Below are 19,876 nucleotides of genomic sequence, written 5' to 3'. Positions count from 1 at the left end.
AGTTTCTAATGATCCCCGTTTCCTGAGCAATTCGTTGGAGAATCGAAAAAGCCAAGGAAAGGTTCATACATATTTGTACTTATAAAGAATAGCACATCAGGTCACGAGAAGCAACCTTTTAGTGTTGTTGAAAGTAAGCAATAGCAGCAGCCTTATCCTTTACCAGCTGTGCTTTCAGCTCCTCAATCCCATTAAACTTTTTCTCTTCTCTTAACCTTTTATACCAGTGGATAGAAACTTCTTCTCCGTAGATATTTTGGTCAAAATCAATGATATGTACTTCAATGGAAAGCTTTTTTTCATTTGGGTCTGTAAAAGTAGGCTTGTAGCCAACATTACATACTCCCTCATACCATTTTTCTTGGACATAGAACCTTACCACGTATACGCCGGTGGCAGGAATAAATTGTCCTTCTTTCGGCTGAACGTTTGCAGTAGGAAATTGGATCGTTCTTCCTCTCTTATCTCCATGTACTACAATACCAGACACCATGAAAGGCCTACCGAGCAGTGCTTGTACCTCTTCCATCTCTCCAGCCTTTAGAGCCGCTCGTATTCTCGTAGAGCTAATTTTATCGCCATCTTGCTCCTTCTTCCCTACAACAGAAACAGTATAGGCCCCTTCAGAAAGCTCCTCCATTTCCTTCATTGTGCCTTTACCAAAAGCACCGAAGGTAAAATCAAAGCCTGCTGTAACATGCTTCACATTCGCTTCTTTAATAAAAGCCTGGATGAACTGAGCAGGAGAAAGCTTGGCAAAATCTGAAGTAAAGCGTACAACAAATACTGCGTCTATTTCTAACTCTTTTAGAATATCAAGTTTCTGTTCTAGAGGAGTAATGTAAAATACTTCCTCTCTTCGACCTCCTAATACGATAGAAGGGTGAGGATCAAAGGTCATGACCGCTGTTTTGATGCCTAGCGCTTCCCCTTTCTCCTTCGCCTCCTGAATTACTGCACGATGTCCCTTATGAACACCATCGAAAAAGCCGATTGCCAACGAATATGCCTCATTTTCCTCATATAAATGATTAGGATAAGATAAATGATAGACTTTCATATTAATCTCCTTCTGAAAACATTTTCTCTGGCTTCATCATACCACTTTTCGATGGGTGTTTGATATAAACTGCTTTTGGCTTGCCAGCGTGTGTATACACAAGTTTCTCATGCTCGTTTAGCAGTTCATGCATTGGTAGCACCTGACCATTGGAGATTCCTTTTGCGTTCTCTTCATTTATTTCCAGAGTTGGCCATTTCCCTAATGCCTTGCTGATTGGCTGAATAAAACCGTCTAGGCTGCCTTTATTAGCAACTTCTTCTACTTGTGCAAGTGTTAGACATTGCTCCTGACGAAAGCTGCCAGATGCGGTACGAACCAAGGATGCCATATGTGCCGGGAACCCCAGCAGTTCACCAATTTGCACGGAAAGTGTGCGGATATAGGTTCCCTTACTGCAGTCAATTCGAATTTGGAAACGGACCTCTTCCCCTTGGAATGAGTCAACCTCCTCTAGAAGCTCTAGTTGATAGATGGTTACTCGTCGAGTTGGTCTTTCTACTTCTTTCCCCTCACGTGCATATTCATATAGCTTTTTACCGTTGACCTTTACCGCGGAGTACATAGGAGGAGTCTGCTCAATTTCACCTGTAAGCTGCTGTAAAACAACGAGGATCTGCTCTCGTGTGAAAGATTTCGGGGAGCTGTCTAGATCCACTGTCTCGCCTTCTGCATCTTCCGTTGTTGTCGAACGTCCAATTGCTATGGTGGCAATGTATGTTTTTCCTTCGTCCATGACATACTCAGATACTTTCGTTGCTTGTCCAAGACAAATCGGAAGAACCCCTTCCACAGCAGGATCTAGTGTTCCAGTGTGTCCAATTCTTTTCATTTTGAGGATTTTTCGAAGCTTGAAAACACAATCATGGGAGGTCATCCCTTTTTCCTTCCATAATGGAAGTATTCCTTCGTACATAGTTTTCACTCCATTTAATACAACAAAGAAGTCTGCTTATTAGATGAAAGCAGACTTCTTGTTCATTTTTAATCTTCAGATGGTTGCTTGATTTGTCTAAGTAGGTTATCGATTCGATTCCCATATTCCGCTGACTCATCAAATTCAAAATGCAGCTCAGGTGTGACACGTAATCGAATACGTTGTCCTATTTCGGAACGAATAAAGCCCTTTGCTTTTTCTAAAGCTTTCAACGTATCAGCTTTACTACCGTTAAGCACGGTAACATAAATAGTTGCTTTCTGTAGGTCACCAGTTACTGCAACATCTGTAACCGTTACGAAGCCGATACGAGGATCCTTTAATTTTCGTCCAATAATTTCACCTAGCTCTTTTTTCATTTGCTCGGCAACTCGGTTAGCACGCATTGACATTTGCTACACCTCATTTATTATAAATATTCTTTTTTTATTTCCATGCATTCCCACTCTGGGTTTGATTCCAGGTACCGGATGGCATGCTGTATCTCCCGCTCCGCTGCTAGCTTATCAGAAGCGATGGCAACGATACCGATACAAGTTCGCTGCCAAACGTCCTGGTGGTCAAGCTCAGAAATGGAAACATTGAATTTTTGCTTCGTTCTTGTAAGCATACGCTGAAGAACTGCTCGCTTTTCCTTCAAAGAATGTGCAGTGGGGATGATAAATTCACATTCTGCATAGATTATCATTATCTTTTGATTTCTTCCATAATATATGCCTCAATAATGTCATTTTCTTTTACATCATTAAAGTTTTTAATGGTAATACCACATTCATAGCCTTTGGCAACTTCCTTCGCATCATCCTTGAAGCGTTTAAGTGTATCTAATTCTCCTTCAAAGATAACGATGCCGTCACGAATTACACGAACACCACTGTCTCTAGAGATTTTACCCTCTGTCACATAAGATCCTGCAATTGTACCAACTTTAGAAACCTTGAATGTTTCGCGAACTTCTGCTTGCCCAATAATTTTTTCTTCAAATTCTGGATCAAGAAGTCCTTTCATCGCTGATTCAATTTCTTCAATAACCTTATAGATAACGCGGTGAAGACGGATATCTACACCCTCTTGCTCAGCAGCACGTTTTGCATTTACGTCAGGTCGAACGTTAAATCCGATAACGATTGCATTAGAAGCTGCAGCTAGGGAAATATCAGATTCGGTAATTCCACCAGCACCTGTGTGAATGATACGAACGTTTACACCCTCTACCTCAATTTTCATGAGAGAGGCAGCCATTGCTTCAACAGTACCTTGAACGTCTGCTTTCACAATTAGGTTTAGTTCTTTCATTTCCCCTTGTTTCATTTGATCAAACAGGTTATCAAGGGTTACACGAGTTTTTTCTGAGCGTTGGTTCACTTGTGCTTGAGAAGCACGAGATTCTCCAACCTGACGAGCAGTTTTCTCATCTTCAAAGACAACAAAACGGTCTCCAGCTTGTGGAACATCACTTAATCCAGTAATTTCTACAGGCGTAGAAGGACCAGCCTCTTTCACACGTCTTCCTAAGTCATTGACCATTGCACGGACGCGACCAAAAGTATGACCTACAACGATTGGGTCTCCTACTTTTAATGTACCATCTTGCACTAATAGTGTTGCAACAGATCCTCTTCCTTTATCAAGCTGTGCCTCGATAACTGTCCCTAATGCAAGTCGTTTTGGATTTGCTTTCAGCTCAGCTACTTCTGCAACAAGTAATACCATTTCTAAAAGATTATCGATACCGTCACCTTTTAAAGCGGAGATTGGTACGAAGATTGTGTCTCCACCCCAATCCTCTGGTACTAGTCCATGCTCGGTAAGCTCTTGCATGACACGATCAGGATTTGCGGATGGTTTATCCATTTTGTTTACAGCAACAATAATTGGAACCTCTGCTGCCTTCGCATGGTTAATCGCTTCAACCGTTTGAGGCATTACTCCATCATCAGCTGCTACTACAAGGATTGTTAGGTCCGTGATTTTTGCACCACGAGCACGCATCGTAGTAAATGCTGCGTGTCCAGGTGTATCAAGGAACGTAATCTTTTTCCCATTTTCGACAACTTGATAAGCACCGATATGCTGCGTAATCCCGCCAGCTTCACCAGCAGTTACCTTTGTATTTCTGATAGAGTCAAGAAGCGTTGTTTTCCCATGATCAACGTGTCCCATGATTGTTACCACTGGTGGACGCTCTTTTAAATCCTCTGCTTTTTCTTCTGTAGATTCGAAGTGTGTTTCCAAATCAGTGATATCTACTCTGATTTCCTCTTCTACCTCTACTCCATAATCTGCACAGATTAGCTCAATTGCATCCTTATCAAGCTCTTGGTTGATAGTTGCCATTACACCAAGTAAGAAAAGCTTTTTGATAATTTCTGAAGGCTCTCTTCCTAGCTTTTTCGCTAGCTCTGTCACAGTTAAAGATTCTGTAAACGTAATCTTTGCTGGTAATTCTCTTTCCTTACGTGGAACTGGTGGCTGTACAGGAGTCGTAGGCCCTTTTCTACGCTTATGCGGACGTCCTCCTGGTCTATTTTGATTTTGACCACCTGGACGGTTTTGTCCTTGACCGCCAGATCTGTTTTGCCCTTGACCTGCCGGACGATTTTGACCACCTTGGCCGGATGGTCTGTTTTGTCCTTGACCTGCCGGACGGTTTTGACCACCTTGGCCGGATGGTCTGCTTTGTCCTTGGCCTGCTGGACGGTTTTGACCACCTTGGCCGGATGGTCTGTTTTGTCCTTGACCTGCTGGACGACTTTGACCACCTTGGCCGGATGGTCTGTTTTGTCCTTGACCTGTTGGACGGTTTTGACTACCTTGGCCGGATGGTCTGTTTTGTCCTTGACCTGCTGGACGGTTTTGACTACCTTGGCCTGCTGGTCTGTTTTGTCCTTGACCTGCTGGACGGCTTTGACTACCTTGGCTGCTAGTAGAACCTTGTTTTTGCTCGTTTGATCCAGAAGAAGCTGGATTCGACTGATTCGATGGTCTATTGTTATTCGGTGTATTCGATGCTTTCTTGTAAATGCCATCTAGTTTACTAACAGCATCTCCTTCTAGCGTAGACATATGATTCGTAACGGAAATGTTTAATTTTCCTAATTGCTCAATTACTTCTTTACTTGATTTATTAATTTGTTTCGCGTATTCATGAACTCTGATTTTAGTCATTAGCTCACCCCCGGTTAAATTCGTTGAGAAGGCCGGACAGTTTTTTAGCGAAACCGTCATCCATAATGGCAATCGCCACTCTGGCCTCTTTTCCCGTCGCATGCCCGAGATCGTGCCGGTCTCCAAAGACATGCAGCTCAACGTTAAAAGATGCACATTTATCATTCAATTTTTTTGCCGTATTGGCAGAAGCATCCGAGGCTAGTATTACTAGCTTGGCTTTTTTACTTCTGATTTCTTTCACGACCAATTCTTCACCAGAAATGGTCTTGCGAGCTCTAGTGGCAAGTCCTAGTAGCTGTATAATTTGTTGTTCTGTTGTCATTTTAGTTTTTCTCTTTCAATAATGACAATTAGCTCGTCATAGATTTCATTTGGAATGGTTGCTTCTAAATGATTGCCCAAAGAGTTCTTCTTCTTCGCTTGGTTCACAGCCTCTGTTGACTTTGAAACATAAGCGCCACGACCAGATTTTTTTCCTGTTAGGTCGACAGAAACCTCTCCCTCTTTTGAGCGTACTACTCGAATCATTTCTTTCTTAGGAAGCATTTCCCCAGTAGCAACACATTTACGTAAAGGAATTTTCTTTTGAGTGGCCATGAAGCTCACCGTCCTTCCTTATTTGTTACTCTTCGTCTTTATAGAAATCAAAATCATCCAACTCGTTATCTAATGTTTCAATGATTGTCTGTGGAGAATTTTCGTTTGGATAAATACCCAGCTCTCTAGCATCAGTTTCACTCTTGATATCAATTTTCCAACCAGTTAGCTTAGCAGCAAGCCTTGCATTTTGTCCACGCTTCCCGATTGCAAGGGACAGCTGATAATCCGGAACGACAACCGTTGTAGATTTTTCTTCCTCATTTACCTGTACATCAAGCACCTTGGATGGGCTTAAAGCATTGGCAACAAATACTACTGGATCCTCTGACCATTCTACGATGTCGATTTTCTCTCCACCTAGCTCGTTCACGATTGTTTGAACACGTGCGCCCTTTGCACCAACGCAAGAGCCTACTGGATCGATTTCTTCGTTATGAGCATATACAGATATTTTTGAACGGTCTCCCGCTTCACGAGCGATTGATTTGATTTCAACGATTCCCTCAAATATTTCAGGAACCTCCATTTCGAAAAGACGACGAAGAAGACCAGGATGTGTACGTGATACAAACACTTGTGGACCACGAGTAGTACGTTCTACTTTTGTAATATACACCTTAATACGGTCATGTGGACGGTATGTTTCTGTTGGAATCTGTTCATTGACTGGAAGAACAGCCTCTACTTTCCCAAGTCCAACATAGATATTACGAGCATCTAAACGCTCCACGATACCGTTGACAATATCGTCTTCACGATCCACATATTCTTCATAAATTAAGCCACGCTCTGCTTCACGAACTCGCTGAGTCACTACTTGTTTAGCTGTTTGAGCAGCTATACGCCCAAAGTTTCTTGGTGTTACCTCTTCTTCCACTACATCACCAATCGCATAATGCGGATTGATTGCGTGCGCATCCTCTAGGGAAATTTGAAGTCGGCTATCCTCTACGTCCTCTACTACGTCTTTGCGTGAATAGACGATCATAGACCCATTATCTAAATTAATGTCCACTCGAACATTTTGTGCTTGGTTAAAATTTCTCTTATAAGCAGTTACTAATGCAGCTTCAATAGCCTCTATTAAGACATCTCTTGAAATTCCCTTTTGTTTCTCTAATGCAGTCAACGCATCTAATAAATCACTACTCACAGCTTTCACTCCTCCATTTACGTTATCCAGAGAAATCGATTGCTAAACGAGCAAGCGCGATCTTCTCTTTTTCAATCTCTACTTTTACTTTTCTTGTTTTGATGCGGACCTCTAAAAGTGCGCCCTCCTCTGCTGAATAGGAAAGGAGTGTTCCTTCAAATTCCTTTGCACCGTTAATTGGCTCATATGTTTTGATATATACATATTTCCCTACTGCTGCAACATAGTCAGCTTCTTTTTTCAACGGACGCTCTGCTCCTGGTGATGACACCTCAAGGAAGTAATTTTCCTTAATAGGGTCTTCCTCATCCAGCTTCACACTTAATTGCTCACTAACTTGTGCGCATTGCTCAATATCAATCCTGCCTTGTGGTGTATCAATATACACTCTCAAAAACCAGTCGCGGCCCTCTTTTACATATTCAATATCCACAAGCTCTAGGTTCATTTCTTGAAGAATGGGTTGTACTAGTTCTTCAATTTTGTCAGTAATATTACTCATATAAGCCTCCTTACGTAACTCTTACCTGCTAAAGAGGAGCAAATTGCTTCAATTTAGTAGAAGTATGGTTAGTTTCTACGAATGTGACCGTATAATTCCTTCCAAACAACAGAAAAGAGCGGGAAATCCCACTCTTTCGCCACAGAACTATGAAACATTGGTAGTTTTATATTACCATACCATAAAATTGTTTGCAAATTACAAGCTTAGAAAAGGGATAATTGGTTTGCATCAGGAAGTCCTTCCAAGCATCCCATTGAATCTAAGTATTCAATGATTGTCTTCGAAACCTTTCCTCTTTGCTGAAGATCTTCTTTCGATAAAAACTCTCCTTGCTCCCTTGCCTTTGTAATTTGAAACGCTACGTTTGTCCCAAGTCCTGGTATTGCATTAAAAGGTGGGATTAATGTATTCCCCTCAATGATGAACTCAGCAGCCTGCGATTTATATAAATCTACCTTCTGCATTCTTATACCACGTTCGGACATTTCTAAAGCTATTTCTAGGACAGTCGCTAAACTTTTTTCCTTCGGAGATGCTTCAAGACCCTTCGAATTTATTTCCTCTAGTCTCGCACGAATTGTTTGTGAGCCGTTCATCATACAAATTAAGTCAAAATCCGAAGCACGTACGGTAAAATACGCAGCATAATAAAGAATCGGATAATGTACTTTAAAATAAGCAATCCTTACTGCCATCAATACATATGCAGCCGCATGGGCTTTTGGGAACATATATTTTATTTTCTTACAGGACTCAATATACCAATTAGGGACACCTTTTGACTTCATCTCTGCTTCAAACTCGGGAGACAGTCCCTTCCCTTTACGTACAGACTCCATAATTTTAAATGCCAAGGAAGGCTCGAGGCCTTGATAAATTAAATAAACCATAATATCGTCACGACAGCCGATTACATCGGACAGCTGGCAAGTTCCATCTTGAATCAATTCCTGTGCGTTTCCTAGCCACACGTCCGTCCCATGGGAAAGTCCTGAGATCTGAACTAGCTCGGAGAACGTTGATGGCTTTGTTTCCTCCAGCATCTGACGAACGAAGCGTGTACCGAACTCTGGAATACCAAGCGTACCAGTTTTACAGTTAATCTGCTCCTCCGTCACTCCTAAGGATTCTGTACCGCTGAATATCTTCATTACCTCTGGGTCATCTACTGGAATGGTCTTTGGATCAATACCAGATAAATCTTGGAGCATACGAATAACGGTCGGATCATCGTGTCCCAGAATATCGAGCTTCAAGAGATTATCGTGGATAGAATGGAAGTCGAAATGGGTAGTTTTCCATTCAGAATCTTGCGCGTCCGCCGGAAATTGGATTGGCGAGAAATCATAGATATCCATATAGTCAGGCACAACAATGATTCCCCCTGGATGCTGTCCAGTCGTACGTTTTACCCCTGTACAGCCTTGCACGAGGCGATCAATTTCTGCTCCGCGAAGGTTTAAATTATTATCATTCATATAGCCTCTAACATATCCATAGGCCGTTTTTTCCGCTACGGTACCAATTGTTCCTGCTCTATACACATAGTCTTCCCCGAAAAGCACCTTCGTATAATTGTGGGCAGTCGGCTGATATTCTCCACTAAAGTTAAGGTCGATATCCGGGACCTTGTCTCCTTTAAAGCCTAGGAAGGTTTCGAAAGGAATATCCTGTCCTTCCTTGATATAAGGAACGTCACATTTCTCACATGTTTTATTCGGAAGGTCAAAGCCAGAGCCAACTGACCCGTCATGGAAGAAAATCGAATCCTTACAGCTCGGACAAATGTAATGCGGCGGCAATGGATTTACCTCTGTAATTTCCATCAGGGTCGCCACAAGAGAAGAACCAACAGAACCACGAGATCCTACTAGGTAGCCATCATCCAATGATTTTTTCACAAGCTTATGGGAAATTAAATAAATTACCGCAAAGCCGTGTCCAATAATCGAGGTCAATTCTTTTTCAATACGCGCTTCTACTATTTCAGGAAGCTCTTCCCCATAGATTTCTTTTGCCTTTGTATAGGTCAGCTGTCTAACCTCATCATCTGCACCTTCAATTTTAGGCGTATACAAATCATCCTTAATCGGCTTGATATCCTCGATCATATCCGCAATCTTATTCGTATTGGTTACGACGATTTCTTGTGCGATTTCATCTCCTAGGAAGGAGAACGCATCTAGCATTTCATTGGTTGTTCGGAAATGAACCTTTGGCAGACTGTGTCTGTTAAGTGGATTTGCTCCTCCTTGAGAGTTAATGAGAATCTTACGATAGATTCCATCATTCTCGTGAAGATAATGCACGTTCCCTGTAGCAGCTACTGGGATATTCAGTTTCTTCCCAAGCTTCACCATCTTACGGATGATATCCTCCAGGTTCCATTCATCTCGAACCAATTCCAGCTCAATCAGGTGTGCATAAACCTCTTTCGGATGTACTTCCAGGTAGTCATAGAACTTCGCAATCTCTTCCACTTGCTCTAGCGGCTTTTGCATAAGTCCTTCAAAAACCTCTCCTCGGTCACAGCCTGACCCAACAATCAACCCTTTTCGATGCTTCTGCAAATCTGAGCGCTTAATACGAGGCACACGATAAAAGGTAGATATATGAGAAAGTGACACTAATTTAAATAGATTTTTTAGCCCTTCATCGTTCACAGCCAATATTGTACAATGAGACGGTCTTGCCCTTTTATAGGCATCCCCTTCTCCAATATGCTTATTAAAATCATCATGGAAATGAATATTCTTTTCTTCTGCTTCTTTTAATAAATGCTGGAGCAAGTATCCAGTTGCCTCACAGTCATAGATCGCACGGTGTGCTTGGGTAAGCTCGATGTTGAATTTTTTCGCCAAAGAACCTAGACGATGATTTTTCAGCTCCGGATGTAAAAATCTTGCGAGCTCTAACGTGTCAATAACCGGATGATCAAAATGATTGACTCCACTTCTACGATATCCCTCGTATAAGAAGCCCATATCAAAGGAAGCATTGTGGGCAACCACAATTCCGTCTCCGATGAACTCATGGAATTCACGGATTACATCCTCAATTTCTGGTGCATTGCGGACCATATCATCGGTAATCCCCGTTAATTCAATCGTAGTAGCCGATAGAGGATGATGTGGATTCGCAAACCGCTCAAATTTGTCGATGATGGCGCCTTGATGCATTTTCACTGCAGCAAGTTCTATAATTTTGTCATAAGTTGCAGAAAGCCCAGTCGTTTCCACGTCAAAGACAATATAAGTAGCATCCTCTAATGCTAAATGCTGTTCATCGTAAGCAATCGGAACACCGTCATGGATCAAGTTTGCTTCTAGTCCATATAAGATTTTAATCCCATTCTTTTTCCCTGCCGCGTATGCTTCTGGGAAGGACTGCACATTGGCATGGTCCGTGATGGCGATTGCCTTATGCCCCCATTTGGCAGCCTGCGACACAAGTGATGATACAGAGGATACTGCATCCATTTGACTCATCGGCGTATGAAGATGCAATTCCACTCGCTTCTCTACTGCTGTGTCATGTCTTACGACAGGATTTATCTCAGACATGTCCTGCGCCATGATAATCAAGTCACGCACAAACGTATCGTTTTGTACAGATCCTCTTACCTTGATCCACATACCTTTTTTCAGTTTTTCCATCATTTGAGCATCTTCTTTGTCTCGTGAGAACATCTTCACGAGGATAGAGTCTGTGTAGTCCGTCACCTTTGCAGTAAGCAGAGAACGACCACTACGAAGCTCTTTTACCTCTACATCGAACACGTAGCCCTCTATTGTCACACGACGTTCTTCGTCTTGTATCGTACGGATTTCCACGATTGGCTCTTCTTTTTTCAATGGGACACCAAGCTGGAAAGGACCATCGATTGTAGATTCCTGTGATTCTTGTTTTTGCTCACGTTTCTGCAAATCTACCAATGCTTTCTTTCCTAATTCTTCCTCTTCCCGTCTTCTTTGTTCCAAGAATGCTTGATGCGCTTCCGCTAGCGCTTGTGTATCCTCTACTAATTTGAAGTCAAAGCCCATTTTCGGAAAACCAAAGCTTTCATAGATGCTAGATAAGTGCTCAACATATTTTTTCTTGAATGCTCGCTGTTCTAGCTCTTGGGCACAGGTTAGCTGGATGGTTTGTCCGTTCCACTCTGGCATTTGCCCTAGAAGGCGCTCTCGCAGAGGAGGAGCCATATCGCTTAGTTCATTGATTACCTTTGGCCAGTAGTCTTTGATTAGGCTGTCGGTCAGGGTTGTATTTTCACATTGTATGTTTACAAGGACATTTGCGATTCCTGCAAATTTTTCTTGTAGTCTGGAATGAAACAGGGTATATACGTCAATTGGAAGTATGGAGGCTAAGTTCAGTTGAAAATGCCATTGCCTTTGCTTTTTATGTACTGTAAACCTTGTAATTGAGGCGTTTTCAAAGTATTGCACTACTGCGTCTTCTGTGAGTTCTAGCTGTTGCAGTAGTAGCTGCATTCTCATTTTACCGTCCTGCATGTGATTCCCTCCCTTGTACAGAAAAAGAAAGGAAAGTTCTGGAATGAACTTTCCTTCCTATACTATTTTTTACTAGTAATTTTATCATTCGTGAGGCGCAAAATATATACTCAAAAAGTAGTAGTTCATCCAGTTAGCTTTCGCTTAACCAGTGATTATCAGAAATAAAGTGATTTATGGTGAACCTAATTTATTAGGTAACCTTCTTATAGATTACTCCTATGTTACATTAAAGTCGCTTCCTGGCGGACGCTTGGAGTGGAGGCCAACAGGATGTTGGTCAGGAAATCGTTGTCACACGATGTGACGTTCTTAGTTTTTCCATCCTTTAAATAGCAAGTGATTCGATATGAATAAATTTAATTTTGGTTCATCACCAAAAACTTGGGATTGCCTTATAAGAAATAGTTGATTGGAGTGTCGGCTGGCGACTCCTAGGGGATAAAGCGCGTGCGGAAAATCCAATTGTTTCGGAAGCATCCGAAACAATTTAGTTGTAGCCGCGCCCCCAGGAAAGCGTCCAGCCAGAACGGAAATCAACCCTTGTCCTATAGCTGGCTCCCATCGTTCAAATTGTTACTGGAAGAAGAATCGCTGGATGTCGTTCCAGGTCACTACTACCATCAGGATCATTAGGAGCATGATGCCTACGAAGTGAACCATTCCTTCTTTTTGCTTGTCTATTGGTTTTCCTCTAAGTGCTTCAAATAAGAAGAACAGAAGACGACCGCCGTCTAATGCTGGTAGTGGGAGCAGATTCATGATTCCTAAGTTGATACTTAGTGCTGCTGCCCAAGCCATTAGACTGAATATCCCAAAGCTAGCTACTTTATCAGTCGCTTGGTAAATTCCTACCGGTCCTGCTAGGTCATCTATAGAAAAGTTACCAGTGATTAATGTACCTAGTACAGTGAAAATCCTTACTGTCCATTCGTACGTCTGCTCAGCACCGAAAGCTACTGCTTTAATCGGATTTTTTTCTACTGGGCTAGTATATTGTACACCAATCTGGCCAACCTTTTCTTTGTCAACCTCTACCTCAGCAGGTGTAATGGTCAAGTCATACGCTTGTCCATCTCGCTCCACTGTAAAGTCTACTTGCTGATTAGCACTGACACGAATGGTTTCTGATAGCTCTTCCCAAGAAGTGATCGCTTGACCATTTATGGAAGTGACTAAATCGCCTGACTGCATGCCAGCCTTTTCTGCAGGACTGTTTTCCAGCACTTCTGTAATAACGGGCTCCATCGTTGGAATCCCTTGGAATAATCCTAATAAAACAAAAATGAAAAAGGCTAAGATAAAATTGAAAAGAGGGCCAGCAAAAATAGCTAGAGATCTTTGACCGACTGTTTTTGAGCCAAATTGGCGATCGTATGGTGCAATAATTGTTTTATTTCCATTTTCCAAAATGACTGCATTTCTAGCTACCGTATATCGAACAAATCGTTCCTCTTCATCATATCCCTCGATGAACATTTCCTTCATCAAATCAGATTTTTCTACTTCTAGGAATAGCATATCAGGAAATTGCTTGTTCTGATTCAATACGATTTGGTCAATTTCATTATCTTGATTCACGTGAATCCCAATACGATATCCTGGCTGAAGCTCTATACTATCCAAATCCTCGCCAGCCATTCTTACATATCCACCTAATGGTAAAAGTCGAATCGTATATAAGGTTTCCCCTTTTGTCATACCAAAAATCTTAGGTCCAAATCCAATTGCAAATTCTCGAACCATAATTCCGGCCCTTTTTGCAAAAATAAAATGGCCTAGTTCATGAAAGAAGACAATGCTTCCAAAGATAACAATAAACGCAATGGCCGTTTCCATTTTACCCCACCTTTTTTAATCAACTCAGTAATTTCTCAGTTCACTATATCATAAATTCTTCTTCTTGTTTCCTGATCAACATGCAAGATTGTGTCTAAATCAGGATTCTGGATTATTTGATGCTCTTGCATCGCTTTTTCAATTAGCTCGTCTATTTCTAGGAACTTTATCTTTTCTTGAAGGAATAGACCTACCGCTGCTTCGTTCGCCGCATTTAACACTGTCGTCATCGTTCCACCAGCTCGTCCAGCATCAATTGCTAGCTTTAACGCATAGTAACGATTGTAATCCATCTTTTCGAAATGAAGCTTTCCAATCTCCGCTAAGTTTAAGCGTGTGGCATTTGGTCTGTCTAAACGCTTTGGATAAGAAAGTGCATACTGAATCGGCACGCGCATATCTGGTGTTCCCAGCTGTGCAATTACACTAGTGTCTTGGAATTCAATCATAGAGTGAATGATGCTTTCTCTATGTAGAAGCACCTCGATATCATCATAATCTATATCGAATAACACATGCGCTTCAATTACCTCTAAGCCTTTATTCATCATAGTTGCAGAATCAATCGTAATTTTGGAGCCCATGGACCAGTTTGGATGATTTAGCGCATCCTTGACCGTAACATGCTGCAGCTCTGCTCTTGTTTTATCACGGAAGCTGCCACCGGAAGCGGTAATAATAAGCTTTGCTATCTCCGATTTATTTTCTCCATTCAACGCTTGGAATAACGCAGAATGCTCACTATCTACTGGAAGAATCGGAACTTGGTGCTCCTTTGCGGCCTGCATGACTAAATGACCGGCAGTCACCAATGTCTCTTTATTCGCAATAGCAATCGTGATTCCTTTTTTAATAGCTTCTAGCGTAGGCTTAAGTCCAACACTGCCTAAGACAGCATTGACTAGAATATCTGCATTGGTATGTGCAGCTACATCAATTAGGCCCTGTGAACCAAATACGATTTCAACGTTCGGAAACTCTTTTTGTAGAGTACGAGCATCCTCTTCTTCTTGAACAGAGGCAAGCTCTACTGAAAACTCACGCAAGATTCTTCTTGTTTCTTCGATATTTCTCCCAGCAGAAAAAGAGACTAGCTGAAAGCTCTCGCGGTGATCCTTTAGTATATCAAGTGTTTGGAGCCCAATAGAACCTGTTGCTCCTAATAAGCTTATTCTTTTACTCATGAAATAATGTCGTCTCCTTAAATGAAATGTAAAAAGTTTAGTAATGGTATCACGAAAAGAAGACTATCAAATCTATCTAATATACCACCGTGACCAGGTAATAGCTTCCCTGAATCCTTCACATGGTAATGTCTTTTAATCGCTGATTCAACCAAATCTCCTAGCTGACCAAATACAGAGGCAACGACTGTCACCACTATTAACATTAGATAAGAATCTGTTAAAGGGTGAATCCACTGAAAAATTAAGGCAGTGATTAGCGCCCAAATAATTCCGCCGAAAAAGCCCTCCACTGTTTTGTTTGGAGATATTTCCGGCCAAAGCTTCCGTTTCCCAAGCTTTCTACCTGTAAAATAAGCACCAGAGTCGGTTGTCCATACAATTAGGAGTGCATAAATTACGTATGCTAGTCCTCCTTCTATTCTTGTTTCTATGAAATAATAAAAGCCAATTCCTACATACAGTGTCCCAAGGATGATATAGGAAGCATCATCAAAGTGGAAGTGATTTTTCTTTAACACTGTATAAATAAGAACCAGGAAAACAGCAACAAATAGCCATTCCATTTTTGTATGGGTAGTTAGCTCATATAAATTATCTGCTAATGAACTTGGCAGTAATAACAGAAATAACAATAAGAATGAAACGAGACTAGGAAAAGAAACGACCTTGATCCCCTTCATTCTCAGTACTTCATATAACCCTATCGAAGCGATCAAATAAGTAAAGACCGTAAACACGGGCCCACCAAGTAGGACGACTGGGAGAAAAACAGCTATTGCGGCTGCACCAGTCAATATTCTTGTCTTCAATTAATTTCTTCCCCCTTAAGACCACCATATCTTCGTTGTCTCTTTTGGTAGCTTTCAATGGCATCCATTAAGCTTTCTTCGTCAAAGTCTGGCCACAGTGTATCCGTGAAGCAAAACTCTGTATACGCAAGCTGCCACAGCATAAAGTTACTTAAACGAACCTCCCCGCTTGTTCTAATTAACAAGTCAGGATCTTTTAGATTCTTTGTCATTAAATAAGAGGAAATAAGATCCTCATTGATTGTTTCAGATTGTAGCTTTCCATCCTTCACATCATCTGCAATTTGCTTTACCGCTTGGACGATTTCGTCTCTGCTTCCATAATTTAAAGCAAAATTTAAGGTCATCCCATCATTTTTAGAGGTTTGCTCCATCGCTTTATATACCGCTCTTTTTGTATGCTCAGGTAGCGATTCTATATTTCCCATCATTTTCACTTGGATATTCAGTTCAGTGAGCTCAGGTAAATAAGTACCTAAAAATTCTTCTGGAAGCCTCATGAGGAATTCTACTTCCATTCTTGGTCTCTTCCAATTTTCCGTTGAAAATGCATAGAGAGTAAGTGTTTTTACTCCTACTTCGTTTGCAAATCGTGTAATTTTGCGTACCGTTTGCATCCCTTCATGATGTCCGGCAATTCTAGGCAATGATCTTTTCTTTGCCCATCTTCCATTCCCATCCATAATAATGGCGATATGCTCGGGAATTTCTTCCTTTTGCGCTTTCTCTATCCGTTCTTTTATTTGTGCACTTATCGTTTTGTTTTTTTTACGAATAAGATTTTTTAGCATATACTAACCCCCACATTAGACCTTCTCCGGACATATATAACTATCATATCAAAATAAACCAAATATAAAAAGGCGTCCTACCAAAAGGACGCCTTTTTAACATAAAGGTTCAAATTATCAAGCCAGCCTTTTTTAGTATCATATACCTTTTAGCAGGGCCTGTCATTCTTCAGCTGATGAAATATATCAGTAAAAGTCTTTTCGCAGGTTATACTTATACGTCTAGGATTTCTTTTTCTTTATCCTTTGTAATGGAATCGATTTTTTCAATATTTGTATCAGTCAGCTTTTGAACATCTTCTGTGTATCCTCTTAACTCGTCCTCTGTGATTTCTCCAGCTTTTTCAAGCTTTTTCAAATCATCATTTGCATCACGACGAATGTTGCGGATGTTTACTTTCGCTTCTTCCGCCTCTTTTTTCACTTGCTTCACTAAGTCCTTACGGCGCTCTTCTGTTAAAGCAGGGATTGCGATACGAATGACAGAGCCATCATTTGTCGGTGTAATTCCAAGATCCGACTTCATGATTGCTTTTTCGATATCCCCTAGAATTGTTTTATCATAAGGCTGAATTACTAGAAGTCTTGCTTCTGGAACTGAAATACCAGCCATTTGGTTGATAGGTGTCGGCGCACCATAATAATCAACGGTAATCTTATCGAGTAAAGAGGCACTTGCACGCCCAGCTCTAATAGAGGCAAGCTCTCTCGTATACACCTGAATCGTTTTGGCCATTTTTTCTTTTGTTTGCTCCAATACTTGTTTCGGCATTATGAATTCCTCCTCACGACTGTTCCGATTGATTCCCCAATAACAGCCCTTTTTATATTACCTTTTTCCATAATAGAGAATACAATAAGTGCAATATCATTGTCCATACATAACGTGGAAGCAGTTGAGTCCATTACTTGCAGTCCTTGTTGAATAACCTCAATAAAGGATAGCTCGTCATACTTTACTGCGTTCTTATCTGTTTTTGGATCAGCTGAATATACACCGTCTACGTTGTTTTTTGCCATCAGAATGACATCCGCTTCAATCTCTGCTGCACGAAGTGCTGCTGTAGTATCAGTAGAGAAGTAAGGATTTCCTGTTCCTGCTGCAAAGATTACAACTCGTTTCTTTTCTAAGTGACGGATAGCTTTTCGTCTTATGTATGGCTCTGCTACCTGTCTCATTTCAATAGAAGATTGAACTCTCGTCTCAATCCCTAATTTCTCCAAAGAATCTTGAAGTGCCAAGGAATTCATAACGGTGGCAAGCATGCCCATATAGTCAGCTGTTGCTCGGTCCATGCCCATTTCGCTGCCAATCTTTCCGCGCCAGATGTTGCCTCCACCTACGACTACCGCTACTTCCACTCCAAGCTCTACTACTTCCTTCACTTGTTCTGCAACGGATTTAATGATTTGAGGAGAAAGTCCGAAGCCTTTTTCTCCCGCTAACGCTTCGCCACTTAGCTTTAAAACGATTCTATTGTATTGTGGTGTGCTCATAGGTATCCTCCATCTCTTTTCTTGAAAAATAGGGAACACAAAATAGTGCTCCCTAGTGATTACTTTATATCCGGATAACTAATTCCTTAGTTCCCTTTAATTATTAGTTACCTTTAACTTGGTTCATTACTTCTTCAGCAAAGTTATCTTCACGTTTTTCAATACCTTCACCTACAGCATAGCGAGTGAATGATACTAGTTTACCACCAGTTGACTCAACAAATGCACGTACTTTTTGGTCAGGGTTTTTAACGAAAGATTGATCTAATAAGCACACTTCTTCGAAATATTTACCAAGGCGGCCTTCTACCATTTTCGCAACGATGTTTTCTGGCTTACCTTCGTTTAATGCTTGTTCAGTTAACACTTTACGCTCACGCTCTACTTCTTCAGCAGAAACTTCATCACGAGTGATGTAAGTTGGGTTTAAAGCAGCGATATGCATTGCAACATCTTTCGCAGCCTGCTCGTCTGTAGAACCTTCAAGCACTGTTAATACTCCAATGCGTCCACCCATGTGTAGGTATGGTCCGAATGCATCTGCATCAGTTTTTGTTTCAATAACAAAACGACGAAGAGTAATTTTTTCTCCAATTTTCGCTACAGCATTAGAAATTAAGTTATCTACAGTAGTACCTTCTTCGATTGTAGAAGCTAATGCTTCTTCAACTGAAGCTGGCTCAGTTGCTAATAGGTGAGTAGCAACTTTTTTCACTAGCTCTTGGAATGCTTCGTTTTTCGCAACAAAGTCTGTTTCAGCATTCATTTCTAATAATACTGCTTTGTTTCCTTCTACTTGAATGAAAGTAGTACCTTCTGCCGCAATACGGTCAGCTTTTTTAGCTGCTGAAGATAATCCTTTTTCACGTAAAAAGTCGATTGCTGCTTCTAAATCACCGTTTGTTTCAACAAGTGCTTTTTTGCAATCCATCATTCCTGCGCCAGTTTTTTCACGTAATTCTTTTACCATTTGTGCTGTAACTGCCATTATAAAATTCCTCCTAGAACATTTAATATCCATTTCTCAAAAAAAGGTGATAAGTGGTTGGTCCGCTTATCACCTGTACTTACATGTCTTACTCAGCAGCAACTTCAGCTGGAGCTACTTCGTCTTCACCTTGTCTTGCTTCAAGTAATGCATCCGCCATTTTAGCTGTTAATAATTTAACCGCACGGATTGCATCGTCGTTTGCAGGGATTACATAGTCGATTTCATCTGGATCACAGTTTGTATCAACGATTCCTACGATAGGGATGTTCAATTTGCGAGCTTCCGCAACTGCAATACGCTCTTTACGTGGGTCTACAACGAACATAACATCTGGAATAGCTTTCATGTCACGGATACCGCCTAAGAATTTAACTAGACGCTCGTGCTCTTTTTTAAGTTGTACTACTTCTTTTTTAGGAAGTACAGAGAAAGTTCCATCTTCTTCCATTTTTTCAATCGCTTTTAAGCGTGCTACACGCTTTTGGATTGTTCCGAAGTTAGTTAAAGTACCACCTAACCAACGTTGGTTGATGTAGTAGTTACCAGAACGCTCAGCTTCTTCTTTGATCGCTTCTTGCGCTTGTTTTTTCGTTCCAACAAATAGAACTTTCCCACCATCTTCGCCAACTTGACGCATGAAGTCATAAGCTTCTTCTAATTTCTTCACTGTTTTTGCTAGGTCGATGATGTAGATTCCGTTACGCTCAACAAAAATGTATTTTTTCATTTTTGGGTTCCAACGGCGAGTTTGGTGACCAAAGTGTACACCAGCCTCAAGTAATTGTTTCATAGAGATTACTGACATGATATTTCCTCCTGATT

18 protein-coding genes are annotated in these 19,876 nt (G+C 41.1%); all 18 read right to left on the bottom strand.

Features of this window, described 5'->3' with window-relative positions; translation table 11 throughout:
- Nucleotides 1–118: 118 nt before the first annotated feature.
- Entirely contained in the window at nt 119–1,060 is a 942-nt protein-coding gene (gene ribF, locus AC1ECF_RS04870; protein ID WP_480388278.1) for a riboflavin biosynthesis protein RibF, read from the bottom strand.
- Between the two features lies 1 nt (nt 1,061).
- A complete protein-coding gene (gene truB / locus AC1ECF_RS04865) occupies nt 1,062–1,976 on the bottom strand; it encodes a tRNA pseudouridine(55) synthase TruB (protein ID WP_480388277.1) in 915 nt (304 codons plus the stop codon).
- Nucleotides 1,977–2,044: 68 nt separating this feature from the next.
- On the bottom strand, nt 2,045–2,389 hold the full coding sequence (rbfA, locus tag AC1ECF_RS04860; protein ID WP_480388276.1) for a 30S ribosome-binding factor RbfA: 345 nt from the start codon (nt 2,387–2,389) through the stop codon (nt 2,045–2,047).
- 17 nt (nt 2,390–2,406) lie between these two features.
- Complete coding sequence (locus AC1ECF_RS04855) at nt 2,407–2,685, bottom strand: DUF503 domain-containing protein (RefSeq protein WP_480388275.1); 279 nt, start codon at nt 2,683–2,685, stop codon at nt 2,407–2,409.
- Nucleotides 2,685–5,165 (bottom strand): translation initiation factor IF-2, encoded by a 2,481-nt coding sequence (gene infB, locus AC1ECF_RS04850; protein ID WP_480388274.1) that lies wholly within the window; start codon nt 5,163–5,165, stop codon nt 2,685–2,687. Before infB ends, AC1ECF_RS04855 begins: the two co-directional genes overlap by 1 nt.
- 4 nt (nt 5,166–5,169) lie before the next feature.
- Nucleotides 5,170–5,490 (bottom strand): YlxQ family RNA-binding protein, encoded by a 321-nt coding sequence (locus tag AC1ECF_RS04845; RefSeq protein ID WP_480388273.1) that lies wholly within the window; start codon nt 5,488–5,490, stop codon nt 5,170–5,172.
- On the bottom strand, nt 5,487–5,765 hold the full coding sequence (rnpM, locus tag AC1ECF_RS04840; RefSeq protein WP_480388272.1) for an RNase P modulator RnpM: 279 nt from the start codon (nt 5,763–5,765) through the stop codon (nt 5,487–5,489). Before rnpM ends, AC1ECF_RS04845 begins: the two co-directional genes overlap by 4 nt.
- A 25-nt stretch (nt 5,766–5,790) precedes the next feature.
- Complete coding sequence (gene nusA / locus AC1ECF_RS04835; RefSeq protein ID WP_480388271.1) at nt 5,791–6,921, bottom strand: transcription termination factor NusA; 1,131 nt, start codon at nt 6,919–6,921, stop codon at nt 5,791–5,793.
- A 22-nt stretch (nt 6,922–6,943) separates the two neighbouring features.
- Entirely contained in the window at nt 6,944–7,423 is a 480-nt protein-coding gene (gene rimP, locus AC1ECF_RS04830) for a ribosome maturation factor RimP (RefSeq protein ID WP_480388270.1), read from the bottom strand.
- A gap of 206 nt (nt 7,424–7,629) precedes the next feature.
- On the bottom strand, nt 7,630–11,940 hold the full coding sequence (locus AC1ECF_RS04825; protein WP_480388269.1) for a PolC-type DNA polymerase III: 4,311 nt from the start codon (nt 11,938–11,940) through the stop codon (nt 7,630–7,632).
- 576 nt (nt 11,941–12,516) lie between these two features.
- The gene (gene rseP, locus AC1ECF_RS04820) at nt 12,517–13,779 is read right to left on the bottom strand and encodes an RIP metalloprotease RseP (RefSeq protein ID WP_480388268.1); all 1,263 of its coding nucleotides are present in this window, start codon (nt 13,777–13,779) and stop codon (nt 12,517–12,519) included.
- Between the two features lie 35 nt (nt 13,780–13,814).
- On the bottom strand, nt 13,815–14,963 hold the full coding sequence (locus tag AC1ECF_RS04815; protein ID WP_480388267.1) for a 1-deoxy-D-xylulose-5-phosphate reductoisomerase: 1,149 nt from the start codon (nt 14,961–14,963) through the stop codon (nt 13,815–13,817).
- A 17-nt stretch (nt 14,964–14,980) separates the two neighbouring features.
- On the bottom strand, nt 14,981–15,775 hold the full coding sequence (locus AC1ECF_RS04810; protein ID WP_480388266.1) for a phosphatidate cytidylyltransferase: 795 nt from the start codon (nt 15,773–15,775) through the stop codon (nt 14,981–14,983).
- Nucleotides 15,772–16,566, bottom strand: coding sequence for an isoprenyl transferase (locus tag AC1ECF_RS04805; RefSeq protein WP_480388265.1), 795 nt, complete (start codon nt 16,564–16,566; stop codon nt 15,772–15,774). Before AC1ECF_RS04805 ends, AC1ECF_RS04810 begins: the two co-directional genes overlap by 4 nt.
- A gap of 214 nt (nt 16,567–16,780) precedes the next feature.
- Nucleotides 16,781–17,338: a ribosome recycling factor gene (gene frr, locus AC1ECF_RS04800; RefSeq protein WP_480388264.1), complete on the bottom strand. Its 558-nt coding sequence runs from the start codon at nt 17,336–17,338 to the stop codon at nt 16,781–16,783.
- The gene (gene pyrH, locus AC1ECF_RS04795) at nt 17,338–18,063 is read right to left on the bottom strand and encodes a UMP kinase (RefSeq protein ID WP_480388263.1); all 726 of its coding nucleotides are present in this window, start codon (nt 18,061–18,063) and stop codon (nt 17,338–17,340) included. Before pyrH ends, frr begins: the two co-directional genes overlap by 1 nt.
- Nucleotides 18,064–18,166: 103 nt before the next feature.
- The gene (gene tsf / locus AC1ECF_RS04790; RefSeq protein WP_480388262.1) at nt 18,167–19,051 is read right to left on the bottom strand and encodes a translation elongation factor Ts; all 885 of its coding nucleotides are present in this window, start codon (nt 19,049–19,051) and stop codon (nt 18,167–18,169) included.
- 88 nt (nt 19,052–19,139) lie between these two features.
- The gene (rpsB, locus tag AC1ECF_RS04785) at nt 19,140–19,859 is read right to left on the bottom strand and encodes a 30S ribosomal protein S2 (protein WP_480388261.1); all 720 of its coding nucleotides are present in this window, start codon (nt 19,857–19,859) and stop codon (nt 19,140–19,142) included.
- Between the last annotated feature and the right edge of the window lie 17 nt (nt 19,860–19,876).

This window comes from Psychrobacillus sp. Z3-81 (genome assembly GCF_056620325.1).
Note: the sequence above shows the minus strand (reverse complement) of the source record. Positions and strands in the feature narration are given on the sequence as shown.